Origin of the sequence: Paenibacillus sp. 1182, assembly GCF_017833915.1 — a bacterium.
Classification (GTDB): Bacteria; Bacillota; Bacilli; order Paenibacillales; family Paenibacillaceae; genus Paenibacillus; species Paenibacillus polymyxa_D.
This window is the reverse complement of the sequence record NZ_JAFICR010000012.1, coordinates 24,906-46,372: the sequence shown is the minus strand read 5'-3', so window position 1 is coordinate 46,372 and position 21,467 is coordinate 24,906. Positions and strand designations below refer to the sequence as shown.

The window sequence follows — 21,467 nt, the reverse complement described above, 5'->3', positions numbered from 1 at the left end:
TGAAGCGTCTTAATTTTTATTTCAAGGTCAAGCCTTTCCATACCCAGTTCTCTACCTCTGGCAAGTCAATGCCCTCTTCGCGAATGAATTGATGATGTTTCTTAACCGTAGCATCCATTTCATCCACAATGTTGGTGTACTTCCCAGCGTCAGGTAAGTTGAGAACAGCTTCCTTCACTAAGTCAAAACGATCCATTTGATTCAATACACGCATATCAAATGGTGTCGTAATATCGCCGTTCTCACGGTAACCATGTACATGCAAGTTATGATTGTGACGATCAAAGAACAGATCTTTGATCAGACCTTCGTAACCATGGAAAGCGAAAACTACTGGTTTATCCTTTGTGAAAAAGTGATCAAACTCGGCGTCAGATAATCCACGCGGGTCTAGTTTTTGACTTCTCAGTTTCAGCAAATCTACCACGTTGATGTACCGAATCTTCAATTCAGGCAGTTTTTCATGCAAAATGGAAATCGCAGCTAAACTTTCAATCGTTGGCTCTGTACCAGCAGAAGCAATGACAAGATCAGGTTCTCCACCTTGATCTGTACTTGCCCAGTCAATGATCTTCAACCCTTTATCCACCAATTCCTTCGCTTCATCAGCAGTAAACCATTGTGGACGTGGGTGTTTGGACGAAACAATCAAATTGATCTTTTGACGGTCGTTTAAAATGGTGTCGAAAACAGCCAACAAGGAATTGGCATCCGCTGGCAGATACTCCCGAATAAATTCCGGTTTTTTATCAGCCAAATGACCCAACAAACCTGGATCTTGGTGTGTATACCCATTATGATCCTGTTGGAACACTGTTGAAGTTGCTACGACATTCAATGATGGGATATCTGCACGCCATCCTTGATCCGTTGCTTTACGCAGCCACTTAAAGTGCTGGGTGATCATCGAGTCAACCACGCGCAGGAAGGCTTCGTAACTTGCAAAGAAACCATGACGACCTGTTAACACATAACCTTCCAGCAGTCCTTCAGCTTGGTGTTCGGATAATTGAGAATCAATTACACGACCATAGGATGATAAGAATTCATCATTAGGTTCAATAATTTGGTCCATCCATTGGCGTTTGGTTACTTCAAAAACAGGAGCCAAGCGATTAGACATTGTTTCATCCGGTCCGAAGATTCTGAAATTACGATTTTGTTCATTTAAGACAACCACATCTTTAACGTATTTCCCTAAAACCGACATATCTTGCGCAATCACTTTACCAGGTACGGAATTATCCAGCGCATAGTTACGGAAATCCGGCAATTTCAAGTCTTTAATGAGGTTCCCCGCATTCGCAACAGGGTTCATTCCCATACGTTTATCGCCTGTGGGCAGAATTTCAGCAAGCTCAGAGTTTAAACGACCGTTTTCGTCGAACAATTCCTCTGGTCTGTAGCTATTCAACCATTCTAACAAAGCAGGTGCGTGCTGCATATTTTTTTGATCAACCGGAATTGGAACCTGATGGGCACGGAATGAATTTGTATTCGGCACGTTGTCCCATTCCTTTGGACCCGTCCAGCCTTTAGGTGAACGGAATACAATCATCGGCCACGCTGGACGAGTAAGATCATTATTTTCACGCGCATTCTTTTGAATAGCTTCAATTTTCTCGATGGCCGTATCCAATACTTTCGCCATTTCTGGATGCATGTGATCCGGATTTTCACCTTCAACAAAGAATGGCTCCCAGCCCAAACCTTTAAAGTATGAGGTCAATTCTTCTTTCGATTGACGAGACATAATCGTTGGGTTACTAATCTTAAAGCCATTCAAGTGCAAGATTGGCAGCACTGCACCATCCGTGATCGGGTTGATAAATCTGTTAGAGAACCACGAAGCGGCTAGTGGACCCGTTTCAGCTTCGCCATCACCAATAACAACAGCCGAAATCAGATCAGGATTATCCAGAATGGCACCTACACCATGAGAAAGGGAGTAGCCTAATTCTCCACCTTCATGGATAGATCCAGGTGTTTCAGGAGCAGCATGTGAAGCAATACCGCCAGGGAAAGAGAATTGTTTGAACAATTTCTTCATACCTGGGATATCTTGCGTAATTTGCGGATAGATTTCGGTGTAACTTCCATCCAGATATGAATTTGAAACCATAACCTGACCGCCGTGACCAGGGCCCTCAATGTAAAGCATGTTCAAATCATATTTATTAATAACACGATTTAGATGTGCATAAATAAAGTTTTGTCCTGGAATTGTGCCCCAGTGTCCAATAGGCTTAACCTTCACATCTGAATCTTTTAAAGGCTCTCTCAACAAAGGATTATCTTTTAAATAAAGCTGACCTACCGAAATGTAGTTCGTTGCACGCCAATATGCATCAAGTTTTTCTAAATATGTTTTAGATGAATAATCTGCTAACACGGGTGATAATGACATGGTGTCCACTCCCTAAGTAGTATTGTTTGTAATTTATTTCCGGAAATTTCATCTACATGTACATCATAACGCCGCGTCGATTAAATTCAACCTTTTTCACAAGTGATACGGTCCAATTTTGTGAAATTTTGAACATACTATGAAATATAAATTAAAAAGACAGTAAAAAAGCTCTTACATTAAAATATATAGAAGTATAAACCAATAAAATTTGTAATAAACGTTGCAATCGCAGGCTCCAATCCTTTTCTCAAAATTATAAAAAAAAGACCGGAGAATTCTCCAGTCTTATCATTAGTGAACCGATACAAAGGTATTAAATTTTAAATATTTGTAATGAAATCGCATATGAGAAAACTCAAATGGCGTACCGTTATCTAAAAAGAACACACCTTCCATAATACCTACAGGCTCATTTTCATTTAAATGTAGCAGCTTTTGATCATTCTCTTGGGACGGTTCTGCAAAAATGGATAAAAAAGATTTGGTGACGGCCAAGTTCCGCGAGTCTTCCAAATAATTAAAAATGGACCCCTCGATAATAGTCTGATTTAAATTCTGAACAATTTTAATAGGGATATAGCCTGTTTCAATCATAAAAGGATCATCATCAAACAAACGTAAGCGGACAATTTTGTATACAAAATCATGAGTCTCCAAGAACAAATCGCGCTGTAATTCTTCTGTTGGCGGAATGACCTCAAAACTCAGTACTTTGATTTTTGGCTTTTTACCATGCATTTGAAAATTATCAGTGACTCCTAGATTAGAGCCTTCGTAGTTAAAGATAGATTCATTTCTTATGTATAATGGATTAATAAATGTCCCGGAACCTTGTTTTTTAAAAATAATTCCGACATTCTCCATTTTAGTCAGAGCACGTTTAATTGAACTACGACTAACCTGGTAAGTCTCACTAAGACTACGTTCATCTGGCAATCTCATATCTGCAAACTTTCCAGCAAAGATTTTCATCTTGAGATCGTCAATAATTTGCTTATAGACAAATTGTGTCATATAGTACTCCTCTTTCAGGTCTTCTATAACTCCATATAGTTTACCATAACTTGCCCATTTCATCTCATGTTTGTTTCTGTATGCTGAGTGGGCTTTCAGCGGATAGGAAACGCCCGCGCTTTTACTTTACATCTCTATGCATAATACCATGATTATACATACATAACACCACTGAACGTACCTGCAAATTAGCAGAAAATACAGAACTCCCACCTTAACTTCCGCGATAAGACCAAGCCTGTTTCGAACCTTGAGGGATGTTTGACTAGACCAGGCTAAAATCCTTGAATACATTGTTATTATTTATCTTGTTCATACGTTCACTAATAAAAATGGTGGGGGGGAGATCATATTGGCTATCCGCTACAGCGTCATCATTCCAACCTATAATCGAGTCCAGCAATTGTTGCTTACACTCGCTTCATTTGAGACACAAACCTATCCAAAGCAACTATTCGAAGTCATTGTAGCTGATGACGGTTCTACAGACGGAACGAGAGAAATGGTCGAAGACTTCAAAGCATCCTATCCTCTTATCTATGTGTCACATCAGGAACAACGCGGTCGATCTGCCGTTCGAAATTTGGGACTGCGCCGTGCAAGAGGGCTATACATCATCTTCTGCGACGCTGACTTTGTAGTATTACCGGAATTTATTAGGATCGTGAGCCGTTATCACCGTAAATATCCCAAGTCCGTGCTTTCAGGCATTCCTCACTCGTGGGACGATGCTTTTACCCATTATTACCCTGACTTTTCTCCTGAAGAAAAAGAACAATGTCGCAACATACTTACGCAGTCCAACTTATGGAATGCTGACTATGAAGCAGCAAACGAAATTACTCCGATCATAACCCCAGAAGATATCCTTCACCAAACGGGTGCACTGTCTAAAGTAGTTAGTCCCACAAGGGTTCCTCCGAATACGCAGAAACAATTTGCCTCAACGGACGTAGCCCCCTGGATGCTGCTGGTTACTCGTTGTGTAGCCATCAGACGCAGTCACTTGATTCGTATTGGAGGTTTCAATGAACGGTTTGTGCTCTATGGACTCGAGGACTGGGACCTTGGCTATAGACTGCATCGCTTGAAGATCCCTTTTTATTGCATCAAAGAGGTGGTCGGGTATCATCAGGAACATCCAACCTATCTCAGAGGAAACGTCTTAAATACGGAAAATCTGAGGATCATGTATGAAACCTACGGTTTCAATGACTCCTCGTTGAATTTATTTGCCCTTATCCCTCCATCCGAGGATTTCGAGACCTACAAAAATACATTGCGGGTATTGCGCAGGGGATTCCGCTCTAGGTTAACACGCTCATCAGCACTGTTATTAAGAAGAACACTACGCATTGCAGCCAAGCAGTTCTACGATCAAAGCAATACTCATGCATACAAAAAATCATTACACTTGATAAAAAGGAAAGCAGCGAACCGGAAAAGTCGAGTCGCTCACGTATTACGAGAAATGCTGGTGAAGTCTGAAAAGCTGGTGGAATAGCAAGAGGCCGGAAGAGCACGAGACACATGAATTTTTCCCGTAATAAAAAGACTCCTCCATCTGAGCGCAGGCCAAACTCGGCAAGCTATCTTATGGAAGAGTCGTATGCAACTTTTACTTACTTTTGTTTTTCCGTTAATGTTCTCACTTTAATAGGATGCAGATTCGCCTCAATTTGAGCCCGCTGCGGTTCATACCACTCTGGCAGCATTAATTTCTGCCCCATAGATTCAGCAGGTTCATCGTTAGCAAATCCCGGTGGATCTGTAGCAATTTCAAATAATATGCCACCCGCTTCTCTGAAATATATAGCATTAAAATATTGGCGGTCTATGATTGTGGTCGGCTGATAGCCATAATGCTGGACTGCGCTTCTCCATTCTTCATGTTGTTCGAAGTCTTTTGCACGCCATGCAATGTGATGTACCGTGCCTGCTCCACCAAAGCCTAGACCTATTTTGGCGAGTGGGACATCCACGATGTTGCCGATTTCTCCTACGGACTGATAACGCGCATATTCGGCGTTTTCAGCGATTTTCGTAAATCCGAGTATGCTCTCCAATGCATCCATCGTTCTCTGTGGATTGACACTAAATAGCACGGCACCTCCAAACCCCTTAATTGCTTTATCGGCTGAAATGCCACCGTAAGACCAAGTACTATTCGCTCCCTCTTCACGTTCAACAAGCTCAAGACGTAAGCCCTCATTATCCTCAAATTGAAGATATTGTTCAGAAAAACGGCTCGTTTTCGTAACTTGAATATCAAAGCTTTGCAAACGATGCTGCCAAAAATCAAGTGAACCTGGGGGTACCACATACGAGGTTATGCCCACCTGACCACCTCCGATTCGCCCTTTGGGAGTTCCTGGTGCAGGAAAAAAAGTAATGATCGTTCCAGGACTCCCTGCATCGTTGCCAAAGTACAAGTGGTAAACCTCAGGAGCATCGAAGTTGATTGTTTTCTTCACTAACCGAAGTCCAAGAATACTTGCATAGAAATCGACATTTGCCTGCGGATTACCAGCAAAAGCCGTAATATGATGGATACCTGTAGTTTGAAGCGACATATGAAACCCTCCTTTAATCGTAGAAACCTTTATTTTTTGTTGATGATGACTTTTAATGACCTAACCATCATGTTTTATCTAAGTATTGCATCAATGGAATATGAACCTGCTCCTGTCAACGCAATACCGATTACAACTGCAATAAGAACTAGCGGATATTCATAGCCATTAGCCGTTGCCCAGATCCCGTTTTGGCCATGTACCTTGAAAATTGCTCCGAGCATAGTCGCCGTAATCAAAAATGCAGCCAGTGGAGTGAGCAGTCCTACAGCAAATAGAGCTCCTCCCAACAATTCCATCAACCCAGCAGCCACTGCCATGAACACCCCGGGCTTAATGCCAATCGATTCCATCCAACCGCCCGTACCCTTTGGACCATAGCCGCCAAACCACCCAAAAAGCTTCTGCGCTCCATGCCCCACCAATAACAATCCAACCACCAAACGTATCAATAACAATCCACTTGCCAACATAAAAATCACTCTCCACATTATATTATTCTAAGATATTTAATTTAGAGATATTAGACGAAATTAAACTTATTGTTTAGCGATTTGAGCCTGTTCCTTTTTCAGTTTTTCAGGCGTAACATCGTCTCCATTCGGATCATAAATCGTAGCATTCAAGAGAATGCTTTGTACAGAGCCCCGAAAGATTTGAAGGTATTCTTTACGAAGATCCGTTTGTTCCATTTTTTCAATTTCAGTCAACCCAACTTCTTTCGCTTTTTTTGCAAGCTGATTAATTCTTTCTAAAATGGTAATCATGTATATACCTCCCTATTCAAAATTTATGATCACTTTTATCTTTAATTTATTTATCTCGATATAAAGATATAATACTTTTCTATCCGTGTCAATACTTTTTCGAAAAGAAAAGCAGCCAGAACACTTAGAGACACCTTTAAGCTACAAGTTGTGTAAAACCTTTCAACTCAATTACTAGAGCCATAATAAAAAGCCACCAACCAGAATCACGGGCTGATGGCTTTCTTGTCTTACTCAAATGGAGGCGAGGGGAGTCGAACCCCTGTCCGAAGATAACGACACATAAGCTTCTACGGGTGTAGTCACAGTTTTGATGTCACCCGAGTATCGCCCCGTAACCGGCTATACGTTGGGTCAGCCTGATTATCTTCTTCAGCTCACCGCAGGCGGAGATGAGACAGCGTATCCCACTATTTGTTAGCCCCTATCCCTGTCACATGGGCGATGCAGAGTAGAAGCACGCACACAGTTTCTTAGGCTGCGAAAGCGTAGTTGTTTTGTTGTTTGCCGTTTAATAGGCTTTAGCGTTGATGAAGCGGACGCGTCCCCACTACCCGCTACCCATGCTCGAACTATCCCCGTCGAATCCATAAACGCCCCCTTATTATAAAAGGGCTCCACGGATAAATCCGGAAATACCGGAGCATAAGCATGCATAATACCAAAAGCTGAATTCTAAGATTCAACACTCGAACAAAGTTAAAAGCTTTAAAACTGACTACTTCGTTAGTATACCATATTACAGGTCATTACGAAACGAAATGAAGCCATTTAAGCCTTATAAAATAGCACCATTAGAGGAACAAGTAACTTCTCCACGTAATTTGTACCATAACTAATAATACAATAACTTATCTCGCAATTTTCTGCTTCTCACGTAAAGCACGTTGGATATCACGTTGTGCATCGCGTTTAGCGGCAGCATCACGTTTATCATACTGCTTTTTACCTCTACCCAGTCCGAGCAAAAGCTTGGCATAACCATTGCGAACATAAATCTTTAACGGAACAATCGTGTAACCTTCCTGTTTGGACAGACCGATAAGCTTGCGAATCTGCTCTTTATGCAACAGCAGCTTACGCGTACGCGTCGGATCGGTAGGATTATTACGATTACCTTGCTCAAAGGGACTGATGTGCATATTGTGAATATGAATTTCGCCATTACGGATCGTAGCAAATGCATCACTTATATTGGAACGACCATTTCGCAGAGACTTAATTTCCGTTCCCGTTAATACCATGCCCGCCTCGTAGGTGTCCTCAATAAAATAGTCATGGGAAGCTTTTTTGTTCTGGGCGAGCACTTTCCCGTCTGCCTTCTTACCCATGAATACCACTCCTTATGAATAACGTAATTCACTCTTGAAATCCAGGCATCAAAATCTGGCTACATAGAGCCACCTAGAAATATATTGTAACAAATTTCAGATGGTAAAAGCAAGAAGGGGCAAGCCTTCTACATTTCTAACTAACACTAACATCACACTTAAAACAAGGCGGCTTCTATCCGTTACTGCAGACAGAAACCGCCTTTATACCTAAGTCGCATGATTAGTTTCATACCCTGCCACGAAAGAAGACTCCTGCCTTCTAGCAAGCAAGTATAGCCACCTACTTCTTCTTTTTCCGCACAAAGCCAGCGGTGCTATTGCCGCCACTTCCGCCCTTATTCTTCCGTTTGCGTCGTGCTGCGCCTTCACCGTTTGGTCTGGCATCACTTCCTGGTGTAGCTGCTCCGCCGATGAAAATACCGCTGGCAGACGTCTTCTTCCGTCGCTTGCTTGCCCCGGATGCTGGCGAGTTATACCCGCCCTTGCCACTGCCAAAGCCGAAGCTGCTAGCTGAACCAGCTCCTGCCCCGTTCCCACCGCCGCGCCCTGAACGGCCTGCGGTGCTAATGCCTCCGTTACCTGCGCCAGCCTCTTTTGGCTTCCCGGTAACATCACGACTGCCTTTACCCTCTTTGCCAGTCTTATCCTTGCCGCCCTTGCGGTCACGCCCTTCTCGGCCTTTGCCTTTACCACGGCTCTCGCCACGCGCAAAGCCTCCGCCCTGTCCTGTACCGCCAGTCCGTTCACGGCGTTGCCGTTGCTTCATATCGACAAGTTCAAAGTCAATTGTGTAATCTTCCATATTTACACGCGCGACCCGAACCTTAACCTCATCTCCAATGCGGAACACCTTGGAGGTGCGTTCGCCGATCAACGCCATATGCTGCTCGTCAAAATGATAATAGTCGTCCGTAAGCGCACTCAGACGCGTCAGACCCTCCACTGTATTGTCGAGCTCAATGAACATTCCGAAGCTGGTTACACTGCTGATGATTCCCTCGAATTCCTCGCCGACCTTATCCAGCATGTACTCAGCCTTTTTCATCTGCTCTGTATCACGCTCTGCATCCACAGCTACACGCTCACGCTCGGAAGATTGCTGCGCAATATCAGGCATACGTGCAGTCAAATATTCCTGACGTTCGGCTGTTAAAGCCCCGCCATTCTCCAATACCTCACGAATGACACGGTGAATCACCAAGTCAGGGTAACGACGAATCGGCGATGTAAAATGAGAGTAATATTCCGCTGCTAGTCCAAAATGACCTGTCGACTCCGCATCATACTTTGCCTGCTTCATCGAACGCAGCATCATGGTGCTAAGCACGGTTTGCTCCTTCGTACCCTGAATGTCTTCCAGCAACGTTTGCAGTGCACGCGGATGAATGGAATTCCCTCTACCTTTGATCTGATGCCCAAAATTAGCTGCGAAAGCCATAAAGTTTTGCAGCTTCTCTGGATCTGGGTCCTCATGAATCCGGTACAAGAAAGGTACTTTGAGCCAATGGAAATGTTCAGCTACCGTTTCATTGGCCGCCAACATAAACTCTTCAATAATTTGTTCAGCTATCGTACGATCCCTCTTCACAATATCGACAGCTTTACCTTCATCATCAACAATCACTTTGGCTTCATCAAAATCAAAATCAACTGCACCTCGGCGCATTCGATTAGCACGCAGCTTCAATGCCAATTCCTTCATCGTGCCGAATACATCAACCAGATCCTTGTACCGTTCCATCAGTTCAGCATCTTCCTCTTCGAGGATTTTGCGAACGTTAGTGTACGTCATCCGTTCCTTCGTTTTAATTACACTGGTGAAAATATCATGCTTTACAACCTTCATATGCTCATTGAATTCCATCTCACAGGATAAAGTCAGTCGATCCACCTGTGGATTCAAAGAACATATTCCGTTTGAAAGTCGATGTGGAAGCATAGGAATGACACGGTCAACCAAATACACGCTACAACCGCGGTTATATGCCTCCTGATCCAGCTTGGAGTTCTCACGCACATAATACCCTACGTCGGCAATATGAACGCCCAGACGGTAATTTCCGTTCGGCAAGCGCTCTACATTTACAGCATCATCCAGGTCTTTGGCATCCTCACCATCAATGGTAACAATGATCTTATCACGCAGATCGCGCCGCCCCTGACGTACAATCTCTTCTTCCGTAATCGCGTCGGGAGCATTCTCGGCTTCCTCTGTCACTTCATCTGGAAAAGCTTCCGGAAGCTGATGCTTGCGAATAACGGACAAAATGTCAACGCCTGGATCATCCTTATGACCCAAAACCTCCAACACTTCGCCTTCTGCCGCAGCTCGTCCTTCTGGATAGCTCACAATGCGCACAACGACCTTTTGCCCGTTCACAGCTCCGTTGAAGCTATCCTTTGGAATGAAAATATCCCGGTTAATGCGCTTATCATCCGGCAAAACAAAACCGTATGCTTCGTGGCTCTGAAACACGCCTACTACTTGAAGTACTGCGCGCTTCACGATCCGCACAACTTCGCCTTCTAATCGGCCACCCGCAGGTCCCTTCGACGTCACTCTTACCAGTACCGTATCTCCATTCATCGCACTCTTTAAGTCGTTAGCATGAATATATACATCCGGGTGCTCCCGGTCCTCTGGAATCAAAAAAGCAAATCCCTTGGCATGAGCCTGCAAACGCCCACGCTGCAAATCCATCCGTTCCGGCACGCCATAACGGTTTGTGCGGGTCAGCAGAATTTCCCCCTCTTCCTCCAAGGCATTCAAAAGCTTAAGAAATTCACGGAAATCTTCGGCATCCTTAATATCAAAGTGCTGCTCCAGCTCCTGGTAAGTCATGGGTTTGTATGCGGTCTCGCGCATAAAATCGAGTAGTTGTTGCTCTGTTATCATAATATTGTCCACCTCGGGTGACCTTTAATTTTCAGTAATAAAATCCGCATGTCCTTGTTCCTTGCTCCTGATACAAGGCTCTTAATATACTCATACCCTAGTATACACGAATTTAATCGACGGCATCCCTGCCTGTCCAAAATCTAAAAAAAGCCCCCGTTTCCCGCGAAACGAAGGCTTAAGGTACATATTTATCTTATTTTGCAAAAAATGCAACTAAAACAGAAACGATCATGAAACCCGCACCCAAAACAGCAGTTGCGCGTTGTAAAATCAAATCCATACCGCGAGCTTTTGTCTTGCCGAACAGATGCTCAGCACCGCCAGAGATGGCACCGGACAAACCTGCGCTTTTCCCCTTTTGCAGTAAAACAACCGCAATAACAGCAATCGAGAACACAACGAGCAGCACTTTCAAAAAGATTTCCATGAAAAATCCCACCTCCTGAGCTTATACATCTGTTTTGCAAAACAACACAGCCTCTTTTATGAAAACATGTACATATCATGTTATAAATAGCCGGAAATTAACGCAAAACACTATTTTTATTCTACCACAGCTTCCAGTAGATAACAACAGCTATAGCAAGTCACTCAGCCATTAAGCCTTTGCAAAGTTATAAATTCTCATACACATCCATAATAACAAAAAACAGACCTGCTCGCGGTGGCGAGTAGGCCTGTTTTATTCATGCGTAAAAGCTTTGAGCGTTCAGACTTCGTGATCATAAACCATGAGTCAAGAGACGCCATCAGCATTTTTGCGCAATATTATTTTTTCAGGTTGTAGAAAGATTTCAGGCCGTGGTATTGAGCCAGTTCACCCAGTTGATCCTCAATGCGGAGCAATTGGTTGTACTTCGCAATACGGTCAGTACGGGAAGGAGCACCTGTTTTAATTTGGCCTGCATTTGTTGCAACAGCGATATCAGCGATTGTGCTGTCTTCGGATTCACCGGAACGGTGAGAGATAACAGCTGTGTATCCTGCACGTTTAGCCAATTCGATAGCATCGAATGTTTCAGTCAGCGTACCGATTTGGTTTACTTTGATCAGGATGGAGTTACCGATGTTTTCATCGATACCTTTAGCCAGACGCTCTGTGTTTGTTACGAACAGGTCGTCACCAACCAATTGGATTTTGTTGCCCAATTTTTCAGTGAGCAATTTCCAACCTTCCCAGTCATCTTCGGAGCAACCATCTTCAATAGTGATGATTGGGTATTTATCAACCCAAGAAGCAAGCAGGTCAACGAACTCAGCAGAAGTGAAGGATTTGCCTTCGCCTTCCAAAGTATATTTTCCATCTTTGAAGAACTCAGTGGAGGCAACGTCCATACCGAGGAATACGTCAACACCTGGTTTGTAACCAGCTTTTTCGATCGCTTCGATAATAGTGGACAGAGCTTCTTCGTTAGATTTGAAGTTAGGAGCAAAACCACCTTCATCACCAACAGCTGTGTTCAAACCTTTGGAGTTCAGTACGGATTTCAGGTTGTGGAAGATTTCTGCGCCTACACGCAGAGCTTCTTTAAATGTAGGAGCGCCTACAGGCAGAACCATGAACTCTTGTACGTCAACGTTATTGTCGGCATGAGCGCCACCGTTAACGATGTTCATCATTGGTACTGGCAATTGTTTAGCATTGAATCCGCCTAGGTAAGTGTACAGTGGCAAGCCCAGAGCTTCAGCAGCAGCGCGAGCTACAGCCATGGATACTGCCAGAATTGCGTTTGCACCCAATTTACCTTTGTTATGTGTACCATCCAATTTGATCATCAGCGTGTCGATTTCTACTTGGTTCACAGCATCCAAGCCGATTACTTCAGGAGCAATAATTTCGTTCACGTTTTTAACAGCTTGCAGAACGCCTTTACCCAGGTAACGGGATTTGTCGTTATCACGAAGTTCTACAGCTTCGTGAGCGCCTGTGGAGGCACCGGAAGGAACGATAGCACTACCGATAGCACCGGATTCCAGATATACTTCAACTTCAACCGTAGGGTTACCACGGGAGTCGAGGACTTCGCGAGCGTACACGTCAGAAATAATAGTCATTTGTACTTAATCTCCTTTGTGAATCATGATTTATTGGTCAAGCCTATACTTATTAAATCAAGCTTACTTGCGGGATGCAATCATAGATTTTCCTGTCATTTCCGCAGGTTGCGGAAGTTGCATCAAATCCAGAAGCGTTGGAGCTACGTCAGCCAATATTCCATGCTCACGCAAAACGATATTTTCGTCAGTCAAAATGAACGGAACCGGATTCGTTGTGTGAGCTGTGAACGGACGTCCCTGCTCATCAATTTCCATATCCGCGTTACCATGGTCGGCAATGATAATAACCACGCCACCTTTGGCTTTAACCGCATCTACAACACGTCCAACACATTCATCCGTCGTCTCTACCGCCTTAATCGTTGGCTCCAGCATACCGGAGTGTCCAACCATATCCGGATTGGCAAAGTTCAGGATAATCGCATCATGCTTGTCGGCTTCGATTTCCTTAACAGCAGCATCCGCTACTTCATACGCACTCATTTCCGGCTGCAAGTCATATGTAGCCACTTTAGGCGAGTTGATCAAAATACGAGTTTCGCCAGGAAGCTCCACATCACGTCCGCCACTGAAAAAGAAAGTAACGTGCGGATATTTTTCAGTCTCAGCAATACGCAATTGCTTCTTGTTGTTTTGAACCAACACTTCACCAAACGTGTTATCCAGATTTTTCGGTTCGTAAGCTACAAAGCCCTCAACCGTTTCGCTGAACAACGTCAGGCAAACAAAGTGCAAATCTTTAGGCCATTTCGGGCCACGGTCAAAACCACGGAAGTCCGCGTTTGTAAATACCTGAGACAGTTGAATCGCACGGTCAGGACGGAAGTTGAGGAAGATAACAGAGTCATTGCTTTCGACCAGCCCTACAGGACTTCCGTCAGCCTTCACAATAACAGTTGGCTCCACAAATTCGTCGAACACTGATTTTTCATACGATTCTTTCAATGCTTCCATTGGATCTGTGTATTGAGGTCCTTCTCCGTATACGATTGCACGGTAAGATTTCTCTACACGTTCCCAACGTTTGTCGCGGTCCATAGCATAATAGCGTCCTTGTACAGTCGCAATTTTACCTACGCCCACTTCTTGAATTTTAGCGATCAGCTGCTGCATGAAGCCTACGCCGCTGTCTGGCATAACGTCGCGTCCATCCATGAAAGCATGAATGTACACTTCTGTTAGGCCTTCTTTTTTCGCCAAGTCCAGCATAGCGAACAGATGGCTGATATGGCTATGCACGCCGCCGTCGGACAGAAGTCCGTACAGGTGAAGTTTCGTGTTGTTCTTCTTGGCATGTTGCACTGCTTTAACCAGTGTTTCATTGTCGTAGAATTCACCTTCACGGATGGACTTCGAAATACGAGTCAAGTCTTGATATACGATACGGCCTGCGCCGATGTTCAAGTGACCCACTTCAGAGTTACCCATTTGTCCTTCCGGCAAACCTACTGCTTCGCCAGAAGCCGTCAGCGTCGTATGAGGATACTGTTGTAAATACCGGTCGTAATTCGGTTTGTTGGCCTGTGCAACCGCATTGCCTTCCACGGTGTCACGCAGTCCGAACCCGTCCATAATAATTAAAGCTACCGGTTTTGGTGCTGTCATCTTACTTCGCCCCCTCAACAAGCGCGATGTACGACGCCGGTTGAAGACTGGCACCGCCCACGAGCGCGCCGTCGATATCGCTTTGACCCAGGTACTCAGTAACATTTTCAGGTTTTACACTACCACCATACTGAATACGTACAGCATTTGCTGTATTTTCATCATACAGCTCTTTAATCAGACTGCGGATATAGGAAATCACTTCATTCGCATCCTGCGAAGTGGAGGATTTGCCTGTTCCGATGGCCCAGATTGGCTCATAAGCAACAACTACTTGTGCAGCCTGATCCTTAGCCAAACCAGCAAAAGCTGCTACAGTTTGCACTTTTACAACTTCTTTGGTTTGTCCAGCTTCACGATCTTCCAGCTTTTCGCCTACACATACGATTGGAGTCAGGTCATGACGGAATGCCGCATGAACCTTTTTGTTCACCGTTTCGTCTGTTTCATTAAAATATTCACGACGTTCGGAGTGTCCGATCACAACGTAGTCTACGCCCAGATCTTTCAGCATTCCGCCGCTAATTTCACCTGTAAATGCACCATCTTCTGCAAAGTGCAGGTTTTGTGCGCCAATTTTAATAGACGTGCCTTTTACTGCTTCAACCAGAGCAGGAAGATTCGTAAATGGTGCGCAAATCACGCTTTCCACTCCTGCAACCTCTGCTTTGCCTTTGATCTCTTCGATGAAAGTTTTAGCTTCTGGTACGGTTTTAAACATCTTCCAGTTACCCGCGATAATCGGTGTTCTCAATGGTTTCAACTCCTAACTATTAGGTGCCCTAAAGCTTTATTCACGCATAGTGCGTTTGATTATTTATCGTTCAGTGCAACAACACCCGGAAGTGCTTTGCCTTCCATAAATTCCAGAGATGCGCCGCCGCCAGTGGAAATATGATCCATCTTGTCAGCCAAGTGGAATTTTTCAGCCGCAGCCGCAGAATCACCGCCACCAATGATGGTGTATGCTTCAGTTGTTGCGCAAGCTTCCGCTACTTCACGAGTACCACCAGCGAAAGGCTCGATTTCAAATACGCCCATTGGTCCGTTCCATACAACCAGTTTGGAGTTTTTGATTACATCTGCATAGATTTTACGTGTTTTCGGTCCAATGTCCACGCCTTCCCAAGCTGCAGGAATGCCGTCGATATCCACAATGTCTGTGTTCGCCGTAGCGCTGAAATCGTCAGACACAACAATATCTACCGGAAGATAGAAGTTTTTGCCGAGTTTCTTCGCTTTTTCGATAAATCCAAGAGCTACGTCCAGTTTGGATTCATCCAGCAAAGATTGACCCACTTCATAACCTTGAGCTTTGAAGAATGTATAAGTCAAACCGCCACCAATGATTACGTTATCTGCAATGTTCAGCAGGTTGTCGATCACGTCGATTTTGTCTTTTACTTTGGAACCGCCGATAATGGCTGTAAAAGGACGATCTGGATTCGACAGAGCTTTACCAATAACAGACAATTCTTTTTCCATCAGCAGGCCGGAAACAGCCGGAAGAATATGAGCGATACCTTCAGTGGAAGCATGAGCACGGTGTGCTGCGCCGAATGCGTCATTCACGAAAACGTCAGCCAATTCAGCAAATTGCTTCGCCAACTCAGGATCATTCTTTTCTTCTCCTGCATAGAAACGTACATTTTCAAGCAACAGCACGTCGCCGTTTTGCAGTTCAGCCACTTTCGCTTTAACAGCTTCGCCTACCGCTTCGTCCACTTTAACTACTGGCTTTTTCAGCAGTTCAGACAAACGTACGCCAACAGGAGTCAGACGCATGGATTCAACAACCTGACCTTTTGGACGTCCAAAGTGACTCGCCAAAATAACTTTTGCACCTTTTTCAATCAGGTAGTTAATGGTTGGCAAGGTTTCACGAATACGCTTGTCATCTGTAATTTTACCGTCTTCAACCGGAACGTTAAAATCTACACGAACAAACACCCGTTTTCCATTCAGTTCTATATCACGTACGCTCTTTTTGTTCATCTCCATATTCCTCCGCACCCTTATAATTTTACGAAACAGGAATTTAAGGCACATTTTGATATATAAAGAGCGGAAACAATAACCTGTTTCCGCTCTATGATGTTGCTAATAAGAAAGTTCTTATTATTTAGCCAGTTTAGCGAAGTATTCCAACGTGCGGATCAATTGTGCAGTGTAGGACATTTCGTTGTCATACCAAGCTACAGTTTTCACCAGTTGTTTGTCGCCGACAGTCAGAACTTTAGTTTGAGTTGCATCGAACAAAGAACCGAAAGTGAGGCCTTTGATGTCGGAAGAAACGATTTGATCTTCAGTGTATCCATAAGTTTCAGGATCGGAAGCTTCTTTCATCGCTGCGTTGATTTCTTCAGCAGTTACGTTTTTCTCCAGAACTGTTACCAACTCAGTCAGGGAACCTGTAGGTACTGGAACACGTTGAGCCGCGCCATCCAATTTACCTTTCAACTCAGGGATAACCAAACCGATTGCTTTAGCAGCACCAGTTGTGTTAGGAATGATGTTTTCAGCTGCTGCACGAGCACGACGGAAGTCACCTTTAGCATGTGGAGCATCCAAAGTGTTTTGGTCGCCAGTGTAAGCATGAATTGTAGTCATCAAACCTTCAACGATACCAAATTTATCTTGCAGTGTTTTAGCCATAGGAGCCAGGCAGTTCGTTGTGCAAGAAGCACCAGAGATTACAGTTTCAGTTCCATCCAGAATTTCATGGTTTACGTTGTAAACGACAGTTTTCATGTCGCCAGTAGCTGGAGCGGAGATAACAACTTTTTTAGCGCCGCCTTTCAAATGTTTCTCAGCAGCTTCTTTAGTTGTGAAGAAACCTGTGCATTCCAGAACGATGTCTACACCCAGGTCTCCCCAAGGCAGTTCTTCAGGGTTGCGGTTAGCCAAAACTTTAACTTCTTTACCGTTTACTTTGAAGAAGCCATCATGTACTTCTACTTGTCCTTGGAAATTACCTTGTGTTGTATCATATTTCAACAAATGTGCCAACATTTTGGAATCTGTCAAGTCATTGATTGCTACTACTTCAATACCTTCCACGTTTTGAATCCGACGGAAAGCAAGGCGTCCAATACGTCCGAAACCATTAATACCAACTTTAACTGTCATGAGTGAGTTCCTCCCAAAGTTCGTTTAGTTTAGTTTTATATATTCAAGACAGACCCGAAAGCCTGTCAAGACAACACGATTCATAAATCCTATATTAATCATTTAAATAACGACTTACAATCTCAACAGCAGCGCCTTCGTCGGTGACCAGAATGTCTTCTTGCCCGAAACGCAGTACCGCATGAATAGCGGCCGCCTTGTTCTTGCCTCCAGCTACACCTAGAACCGTATCGGTACGCCTAATGTCCTCCAATCGGAGTCCAAGCGTCAGCATTCTGTGAACAACGACGCCATCTTCGTTAAAATAATAACCAAACGATTCGGCTACCGCCCCTTCACTGCTGATCTGGGCAAAGGTTTCGGGATCAAGTTTACGTCTATGTGCCATCGCTATGGCGTTGCCTATCCCGTGAATGATGATACGACTCTCGCGAATCAGGCTCAATATATCCTGAATGTTCGTATCTTCAAGCAAGGAGTTGTAAGCATGATTGCTGAGCAAATCCGGTACATGGAGCAGACGGTATTGAGCGCCGACCTTGCGAGCCATTGTGGAAGCAATTGTGTTGGCCTGCATTTCCATGCTTTCTCCCAAACCCCCGCGTGCCGGTACAAACCACCCACCCTTAAGGGGGCCATTAGAAGGCAATGCCAGTTGTTCCGCCACGTCTGCAATCGTCGTGCCACCTGTTACAGCGACCACATCCTCGTCGTCCATAACACTTAGCAACGCTTTTGCTCCAGCGCGCCCCAGCTCCTGCTTTGTTAACGGAGAAACATCCGAATCCCCTGGAACGACAACCACCTTCCTCAAACCATAGGCTTGACGAATCTGGTCCTCCAATTGGGACAGGCCGAACAAGTTATTCGCAATCGGCTCCAGCTGTTCCAGCAGATCCAGTCCTGCTTTGCTCACCTTCATGCCTACACTCTCAATCTCAATTAGCCCCTGAGCTTTAAGAAGATCGGTTTCGGCGCGCAACACGCGCTCGGTCATGTTCAGTGAAGCTGCCAGTGTTCTGCGTCCAACAACATCGGACAGCATAATCTGATGCAGGATCGTGTACCTTTTTTTCAAAACATCCATGAGGTCGGGCAGAAGCTGCTTCTGTATTTCTAATATCTTTCGCATGCTTTCCACTCCCGCACACTTCTAAGTTCTGTCTCTAACTGGTCTTAAAACGTCCCGGGATAACTTTTTAAGTCCCACGTATATCTTAACCAATATTTGCTCCATATGCAAGTCTATCTGAACCTATATTTCTCAACCATTTGTCTGAATATGCGCATTTAATAAAAGCTTGCAATTCACTGCTGTATATCATATAATCATCTTTGTTTCCAATTAGCTGTTTAATTAGTTAGTTGTTTGCATTGAATCAACTATGCGCCCGTGGTCCAACGGATATGACGTAGGCCTCCGGAGCCTGAGATCGAGGTTCGATTCCTCGCGGGCGCGCCATTTTAAATGAACGCTTAAATGCTTCTATATAATGTTTTAACCAATAAGAGCGCTGAGGGCTCTTTTTTTTAATCATTAGTTTGACTTTCTTTGACTTTTTGTTTGAAATTGTTTATCATGTGGTTAATACGGTAACAGTTTATAAATAAGGGACGTGTACTCGGCATGTCCACCAAATCCACTAACGATATTTAAGGGAGGTTTTTTGACGTGAGCTATGTTCCTATGGTAGTAGAACAAAGTAACCGCGGCGAACGCGCCTATGACATTTATTCCAGACTGTTAAAGGATCGCATTATTTTGTTAGGCTCGGACGTCAATGACGTTGTAGCCAACTCTATAATTGCGCAAATGCTGTTTTTGGCTGCCGAAGATCCTGAAAAAGATATTCACTTGTATATTAACAGTCCTGGCGGTTCCATTACAGCTGGTATGGCCATTTTCGATACGATGCAATACATTAAACCTGATGTATCTACGATTTGTGTAGGTATGGCGGCTTCCATGGGCGCGTTCTTGCTGAATGCAGGCGCCAAAGGTAAACGTTTCGCTTTGCCAAACAGTGAAATTATGATTCACCAACCTCTGGGTGGTGCACAAGGCCAGGCAACGGATATCGAAATCCGCGCACGCCGCATTCTGAAAATGCGTGATAAACTGAACCGCATTCTCGCAGATCGCACAGGCCAACCACTGGAACGTATTGAAAAAGATACAGACCGTGACTACTTCATGTCTGCTGATGATGCCAAAGAATACGGTATTATTGATAAAGTGCTAACTAGCTCCTCTCCAGAAGGTGTATAAGAGAAAAAATTTGCCTCTCGATAGCTGGTAAATGAAAAAGCTGCTCCGGATGTTATTATCCGGTAGGCAGCTTTTTTGCTTTATTGTTTTTTAGAGTATAGACAGTCCAACTTACTCATTTCTACTATTAAATCTGTCCCGCAAAAGGCTTTCCGCCTTGAGGCAGCAGTTGACCGAACGAGTAGGTAAACTCCGGAATTCCATACGCGTATGGCGCATAATCATACAAATCAAACACGATTGTTACTCCACTGTTCGTCACATAAAAATTCTGATCTGCCGCCAACTCTTTAAATTTACCGAATCCTTCACCAGCCTGAAGCGCATCGATTTTTTTCTTCAAATCAGCATTGAGGAACTTTTTGTAATTTGGATTCGCCTTCAATACGTCAGACAACTGCAGCAGTTTACCATCAGCGAGCGAGAACGTATATCCTTTACGTACCGTCATTCCATGTGCGCCACCCATATACGAGTAATCCTGCATAATCACACTTAGAATACCGTCCTTGTTATAGGCAATTGCAAAATCATTTTCGAAATCATATGGTCTTTCTGTTGTAGCCTCTCCCTCAGCCACCATCTTTTTGCCTGCTGCCAATATACCCTCTGCATGCTTTTTAAGCACATGGTTAATGGCCTGCTCTGCCTCAGGATTCAGCTGGCTGCCGCTGATTTGCGGATACTTAACTTTGTAAGATACCTTCGCATTACTCGAAGCTGGAAGTGTTTGAGACGCAATTGTGATCGGGTTTAGCTGACTTTTACTTAGCGTTACTGTCTTCTGAGCTGCGTTCCATTGAGCATCTATGCCTAGATAGTCTTTCAACAGACTCATAGGAATGTATAGCTTCCCAGCGATCTGTTTGGCATCCATACTACGTGTATTGATTCCATTGACGTTGACGTAGGCATCCGAGGAAGAAGCCATAATGTAAAGTTTATTGTACCCGCTACCTACGGTATAGGTCGTTGCTTTCGCATCATAGCTTACTGGAATCCCCAAGCTGTCACGCAGTGCGGCCACCGGAATCATTGTACTCCCGTTCACTTGAACACCTTTAGCGGGCAACGTTTTACCATTCCATTGGATAGTGATTCCTGGTTGCTGTGTTGCCGCTTGCTGCTGTTTAATCGATGCTGCCTGGATATATGAAACGGGAACAGCTGCAACTCCTGCTAAAATCCCTGCTGCCAGCAGTGCTGAACCCCATTTTTTCGTATGCTTATTCATATTAAGTATTCCTCCTGTTATTATTTCTGTATTGTCTATGTGTAAATAATCACTTTACTTATTATATCTATACCCCATTGTATGTAGTTTACAATCTGTACACTCCCCGATTTCAATCTGTACACCTAATAACCCTTAGCTATGACAGACTCATTACAAAAAGGTTTCGGTATAC

At 44.1% G+C, this 21,467-nt stretch carries 17 protein-coding genes, 1 tRNA gene and 1 other RNA gene; 3 read left to right on the top strand and 16 right to left on the bottom strand.

Annotation, left to right across the window (positions count from 1 at the left end; all coding sequences use genetic code 11):
- Positions 1–16 precede the first annotated feature (16 nt).
- Together JOD82_RS21955 and JOD82_RS21950 are read right to left on the bottom strand one after the other, a co-directional pair.
- Complete coding sequence (locus tag JOD82_RS21955) at positions 17–2,407, bottom strand: phosphoketolase family protein (protein ID WP_185156370.1); 2,391 nt, start codon at positions 2,405–2,407, stop codon at positions 17–19.
- Positions 2,408–2,701: 294 nt separating this feature from the next.
- Complete coding sequence (locus JOD82_RS21950; RefSeq protein WP_023986502.1) at positions 2,702–3,424, bottom strand: GntR family transcriptional regulator; 723 nt, start codon at positions 3,422–3,424, stop codon at positions 2,702–2,704.
- Positions 3,425–3,776: 352 nt separating this feature from the next.
- Between JOD82_RS21950 and JOD82_RS21945 the strand changes: the two genes are divergently transcribed.
- A complete protein-coding gene (locus JOD82_RS21945) occupies positions 3,777–4,928 on the top strand; it encodes a glycosyltransferase (protein ID WP_209949911.1) in 1,152 nt (383 codons plus the stop codon).
- Positions 4,929–5,046: 118 nt separating this feature from the next.
- Here JOD82_RS21945 and JOD82_RS21940 read toward each other — a convergent pair whose 3' ends face one another.
- From JOD82_RS21940 to JOD82_RS21880, 13 genes are all read right to left on the bottom strand, one after another.
- Positions 5,047–5,997: a ring-cleaving dioxygenase gene (locus JOD82_RS21940; protein WP_069010178.1), complete on the bottom strand. Its 951-nt coding sequence runs from the start codon at positions 5,995–5,997 to the stop codon at positions 5,047–5,049.
- Positions 5,998–6,071: 74 nt separating this feature from the next.
- Positions 6,072–6,470, bottom strand: coding sequence for a DoxX family protein (locus tag JOD82_RS21935; protein ID WP_069010179.1), 399 nt, complete (start codon positions 6,468–6,470; stop codon positions 6,072–6,074).
- 66 nt (positions 6,471–6,536) lie between these two features.
- On the bottom strand, positions 6,537–6,764 hold the full coding sequence (locus JOD82_RS21930; RefSeq protein WP_069010180.1) for a DUF896 domain-containing protein: 228 nt from the start codon (positions 6,762–6,764) through the stop codon (positions 6,537–6,539).
- A 236-nt stretch (positions 6,765–7,000) separates the two neighbouring features.
- Positions 7,001–7,365, bottom strand: a transfer-messenger RNA (tmRNA) gene (ssrA, locus tag JOD82_RS21925).
- Between the two features lie 250 nt (positions 7,366–7,615).
- Positions 7,616–8,095, bottom strand: a complete 480-nt coding sequence (smpB, locus tag JOD82_RS21920) for an SsrA-binding protein SmpB (protein ID WP_013308270.1) — start codon at positions 8,093–8,095, stop codon at positions 7,616–7,618.
- Between the two features lie 283 nt (positions 8,096–8,378).
- Entirely contained in the window at positions 8,379–10,994 is a 2,616-nt protein-coding gene (gene rnr / locus JOD82_RS21915) for a ribonuclease R (protein WP_029518986.1), read from the bottom strand.
- 196 nt (positions 10,995–11,190) lie between these two features.
- On the bottom strand, positions 11,191–11,424 hold the full coding sequence (secG, locus tag JOD82_RS21910) for a preprotein translocase subunit SecG (RefSeq protein WP_013308268.1): 234 nt from the start codon (positions 11,422–11,424) through the stop codon (positions 11,191–11,193).
- A gap of 341 nt (positions 11,425–11,765) precedes the next feature.
- Positions 11,766–13,052, bottom strand: a complete 1,287-nt coding sequence (eno, locus tag JOD82_RS21905; protein ID WP_013308266.1) for a phosphopyruvate hydratase — start codon at positions 13,050–13,052, stop codon at positions 11,766–11,768.
- A 63-nt stretch (positions 13,053–13,115) separates the two neighbouring features.
- Positions 13,116–14,660: a 2,3-bisphosphoglycerate-independent phosphoglycerate mutase gene (gene gpmI / locus JOD82_RS21900; protein ID WP_013308265.1), complete on the bottom strand. Its 1,545-nt coding sequence runs from the start codon at positions 14,658–14,660 to the stop codon at positions 13,116–13,118.
- A 1-nt stretch (position 14,661) separates the two neighbouring features.
- Positions 14,662–15,414 carry a triose-phosphate isomerase gene (gene tpiA, locus JOD82_RS21895; protein ID WP_023986490.1) on the bottom strand — a complete coding sequence of 251 codons (753 nt, stop codon included), beginning with the start codon at positions 15,412–15,414 and terminating at the stop codon, positions 14,662–14,664.
- A gap of 59 nt (positions 15,415–15,473) precedes the next feature.
- Complete coding sequence (locus tag JOD82_RS21890; protein WP_029518988.1) at positions 15,474–16,655, bottom strand: phosphoglycerate kinase; 1,182 nt, start codon at positions 16,653–16,655, stop codon at positions 15,474–15,476.
- 123 nt (positions 16,656–16,778) lie between these two features.
- Positions 16,779–17,789 carry a type I glyceraldehyde-3-phosphate dehydrogenase gene (gene gap / locus JOD82_RS21885; RefSeq protein WP_023986488.1) on the bottom strand — a complete coding sequence of 337 codons (1,011 nt, stop codon included), beginning with the start codon at positions 17,787–17,789 and terminating at the stop codon, positions 16,779–16,781.
- Positions 17,790–17,883: 94 nt separating this feature from the next.
- Positions 17,884–18,921, bottom strand: a complete 1,038-nt coding sequence (locus JOD82_RS21880) for a sugar-binding transcriptional regulator (protein ID WP_029518990.1) — start codon at positions 18,919–18,921, stop codon at positions 17,884–17,886.
- A gap of 255 nt (positions 18,922–19,176) precedes the next feature.
- On the opposite strand from JOD82_RS21880, the gene JOD82_RS21875 reads away from it, so the two are divergent.
- Positions 19,177–19,251: transfer RNA gene (locus JOD82_RS21875), tRNA-Arg, on the top strand.
- A 210-nt stretch (positions 19,252–19,461) separates the two neighbouring features.
- Positions 19,462–20,058, top strand: a complete 597-nt coding sequence (gene clpP, locus JOD82_RS21870; protein ID WP_013368815.1) for an ATP-dependent Clp endopeptidase proteolytic subunit ClpP — start codon at positions 19,462–19,464, stop codon at positions 20,056–20,058.
- A 127-nt stretch (positions 20,059–20,185) separates the two neighbouring features.
- Here the strand turns inward: clpP and JOD82_RS21865 are convergent, their stop codons facing one another.
- On the bottom strand, positions 20,186–21,292 hold the full coding sequence (locus tag JOD82_RS21865) for a PdaC/SigV domain-containing protein (RefSeq protein ID WP_069012119.1): 1,107 nt from the start codon (positions 21,290–21,292) through the stop codon (positions 20,186–20,188).
- Positions 21,293–21,467: the final 175 nt, after the last annotated feature.

What these genes read in the sequence shown, in the direction of transcription:
- JOD82_RS21950 (WP_023986502.1), bottom strand. Translation starts at nt 3,424, where the DNA reads ATGACACAATTTGTCTATAAGCAAATTATTGACGATCTCAAGATGAAA.
- gap (WP_023986488.1), bottom strand. Translation starts at nt 17,789, where the DNA reads ATGACAGTTAAAGTTGGTATTAATGGTTTCGGACGTATTGGACGCCTT.
- JOD82_RS21940 (WP_069010178.1), bottom strand. Translation starts at nt 5,997, where the DNA reads ATGTCGCTTCAAACTACAGGTATCCATCATATTACGGCTTTTGCTGGT.
- rnr (WP_029518986.1), bottom strand. Translation starts at nt 10,994, where the DNA reads ATGATAACAGAGCAACAACTACTCGATTTTATGCGCGAGACCGCATAC.
- JOD82_RS21890 (WP_029518988.1), bottom strand. Translation starts at nt 16,655, where the DNA reads ATGAACAAAAAGAGCGTACGTGATATAGAACTGAATGGAAAACGGGTG.
- JOD82_RS21935 (WP_069010179.1), bottom strand. Translation starts at nt 6,470, where the DNA reads ATGTTGGCAAGTGGATTGTTATTGATACGTTTGGTGGTTGGATTGTTA.
- JOD82_RS21955 (WP_185156370.1), bottom strand. Translation starts at nt 2,407, where the DNA reads ATGTCATTATCACCCGTGTTAGCAGATTATTCATCTAAAACATATTTA.
- JOD82_RS21880 (WP_029518990.1), bottom strand. Translation starts at nt 18,921, where the DNA reads ATGCGAAAGATATTAGAAATACAGAAGCAGCTTCTGCCCGACCTCATG.
- JOD82_RS21930 (WP_069010180.1), bottom strand. Translation starts at nt 6,764, where the DNA reads ATGATTACCATTTTAGAAAGAATTAATCAGCTTGCAAAAAAAGCGAAA.
- smpB (WP_013308270.1), bottom strand. Translation starts at nt 8,095, where the DNA reads ATGGGTAAGAAGGCAGACGGGAAAGTGCTCGCCCAGAACAAAAAAGCT.
- eno (WP_013308266.1), bottom strand. Translation starts at nt 13,052, where the DNA reads ATGACTATTATTTCTGACGTGTACGCTCGCGAAGTCCTCGACTCCCGT.
- secG (WP_013308268.1), bottom strand. Translation starts at nt 11,424, where the DNA reads ATGGAAATCTTTTTGAAAGTGCTGCTCGTTGTGTTCTCGATTGCTGTT.
- JOD82_RS21865 (WP_069012119.1), bottom strand. Translation starts at nt 21,292, where the DNA reads ATGAATAAGCATACGAAAAAATGGGGTTCAGCACTGCTGGCAGCAGGG.
- gpmI (WP_013308265.1), bottom strand. Translation starts at nt 14,660, where the DNA reads ATGACAGCACCAAAACCGGTAGCTTTAATTATTATGGACGGGTTCGGA.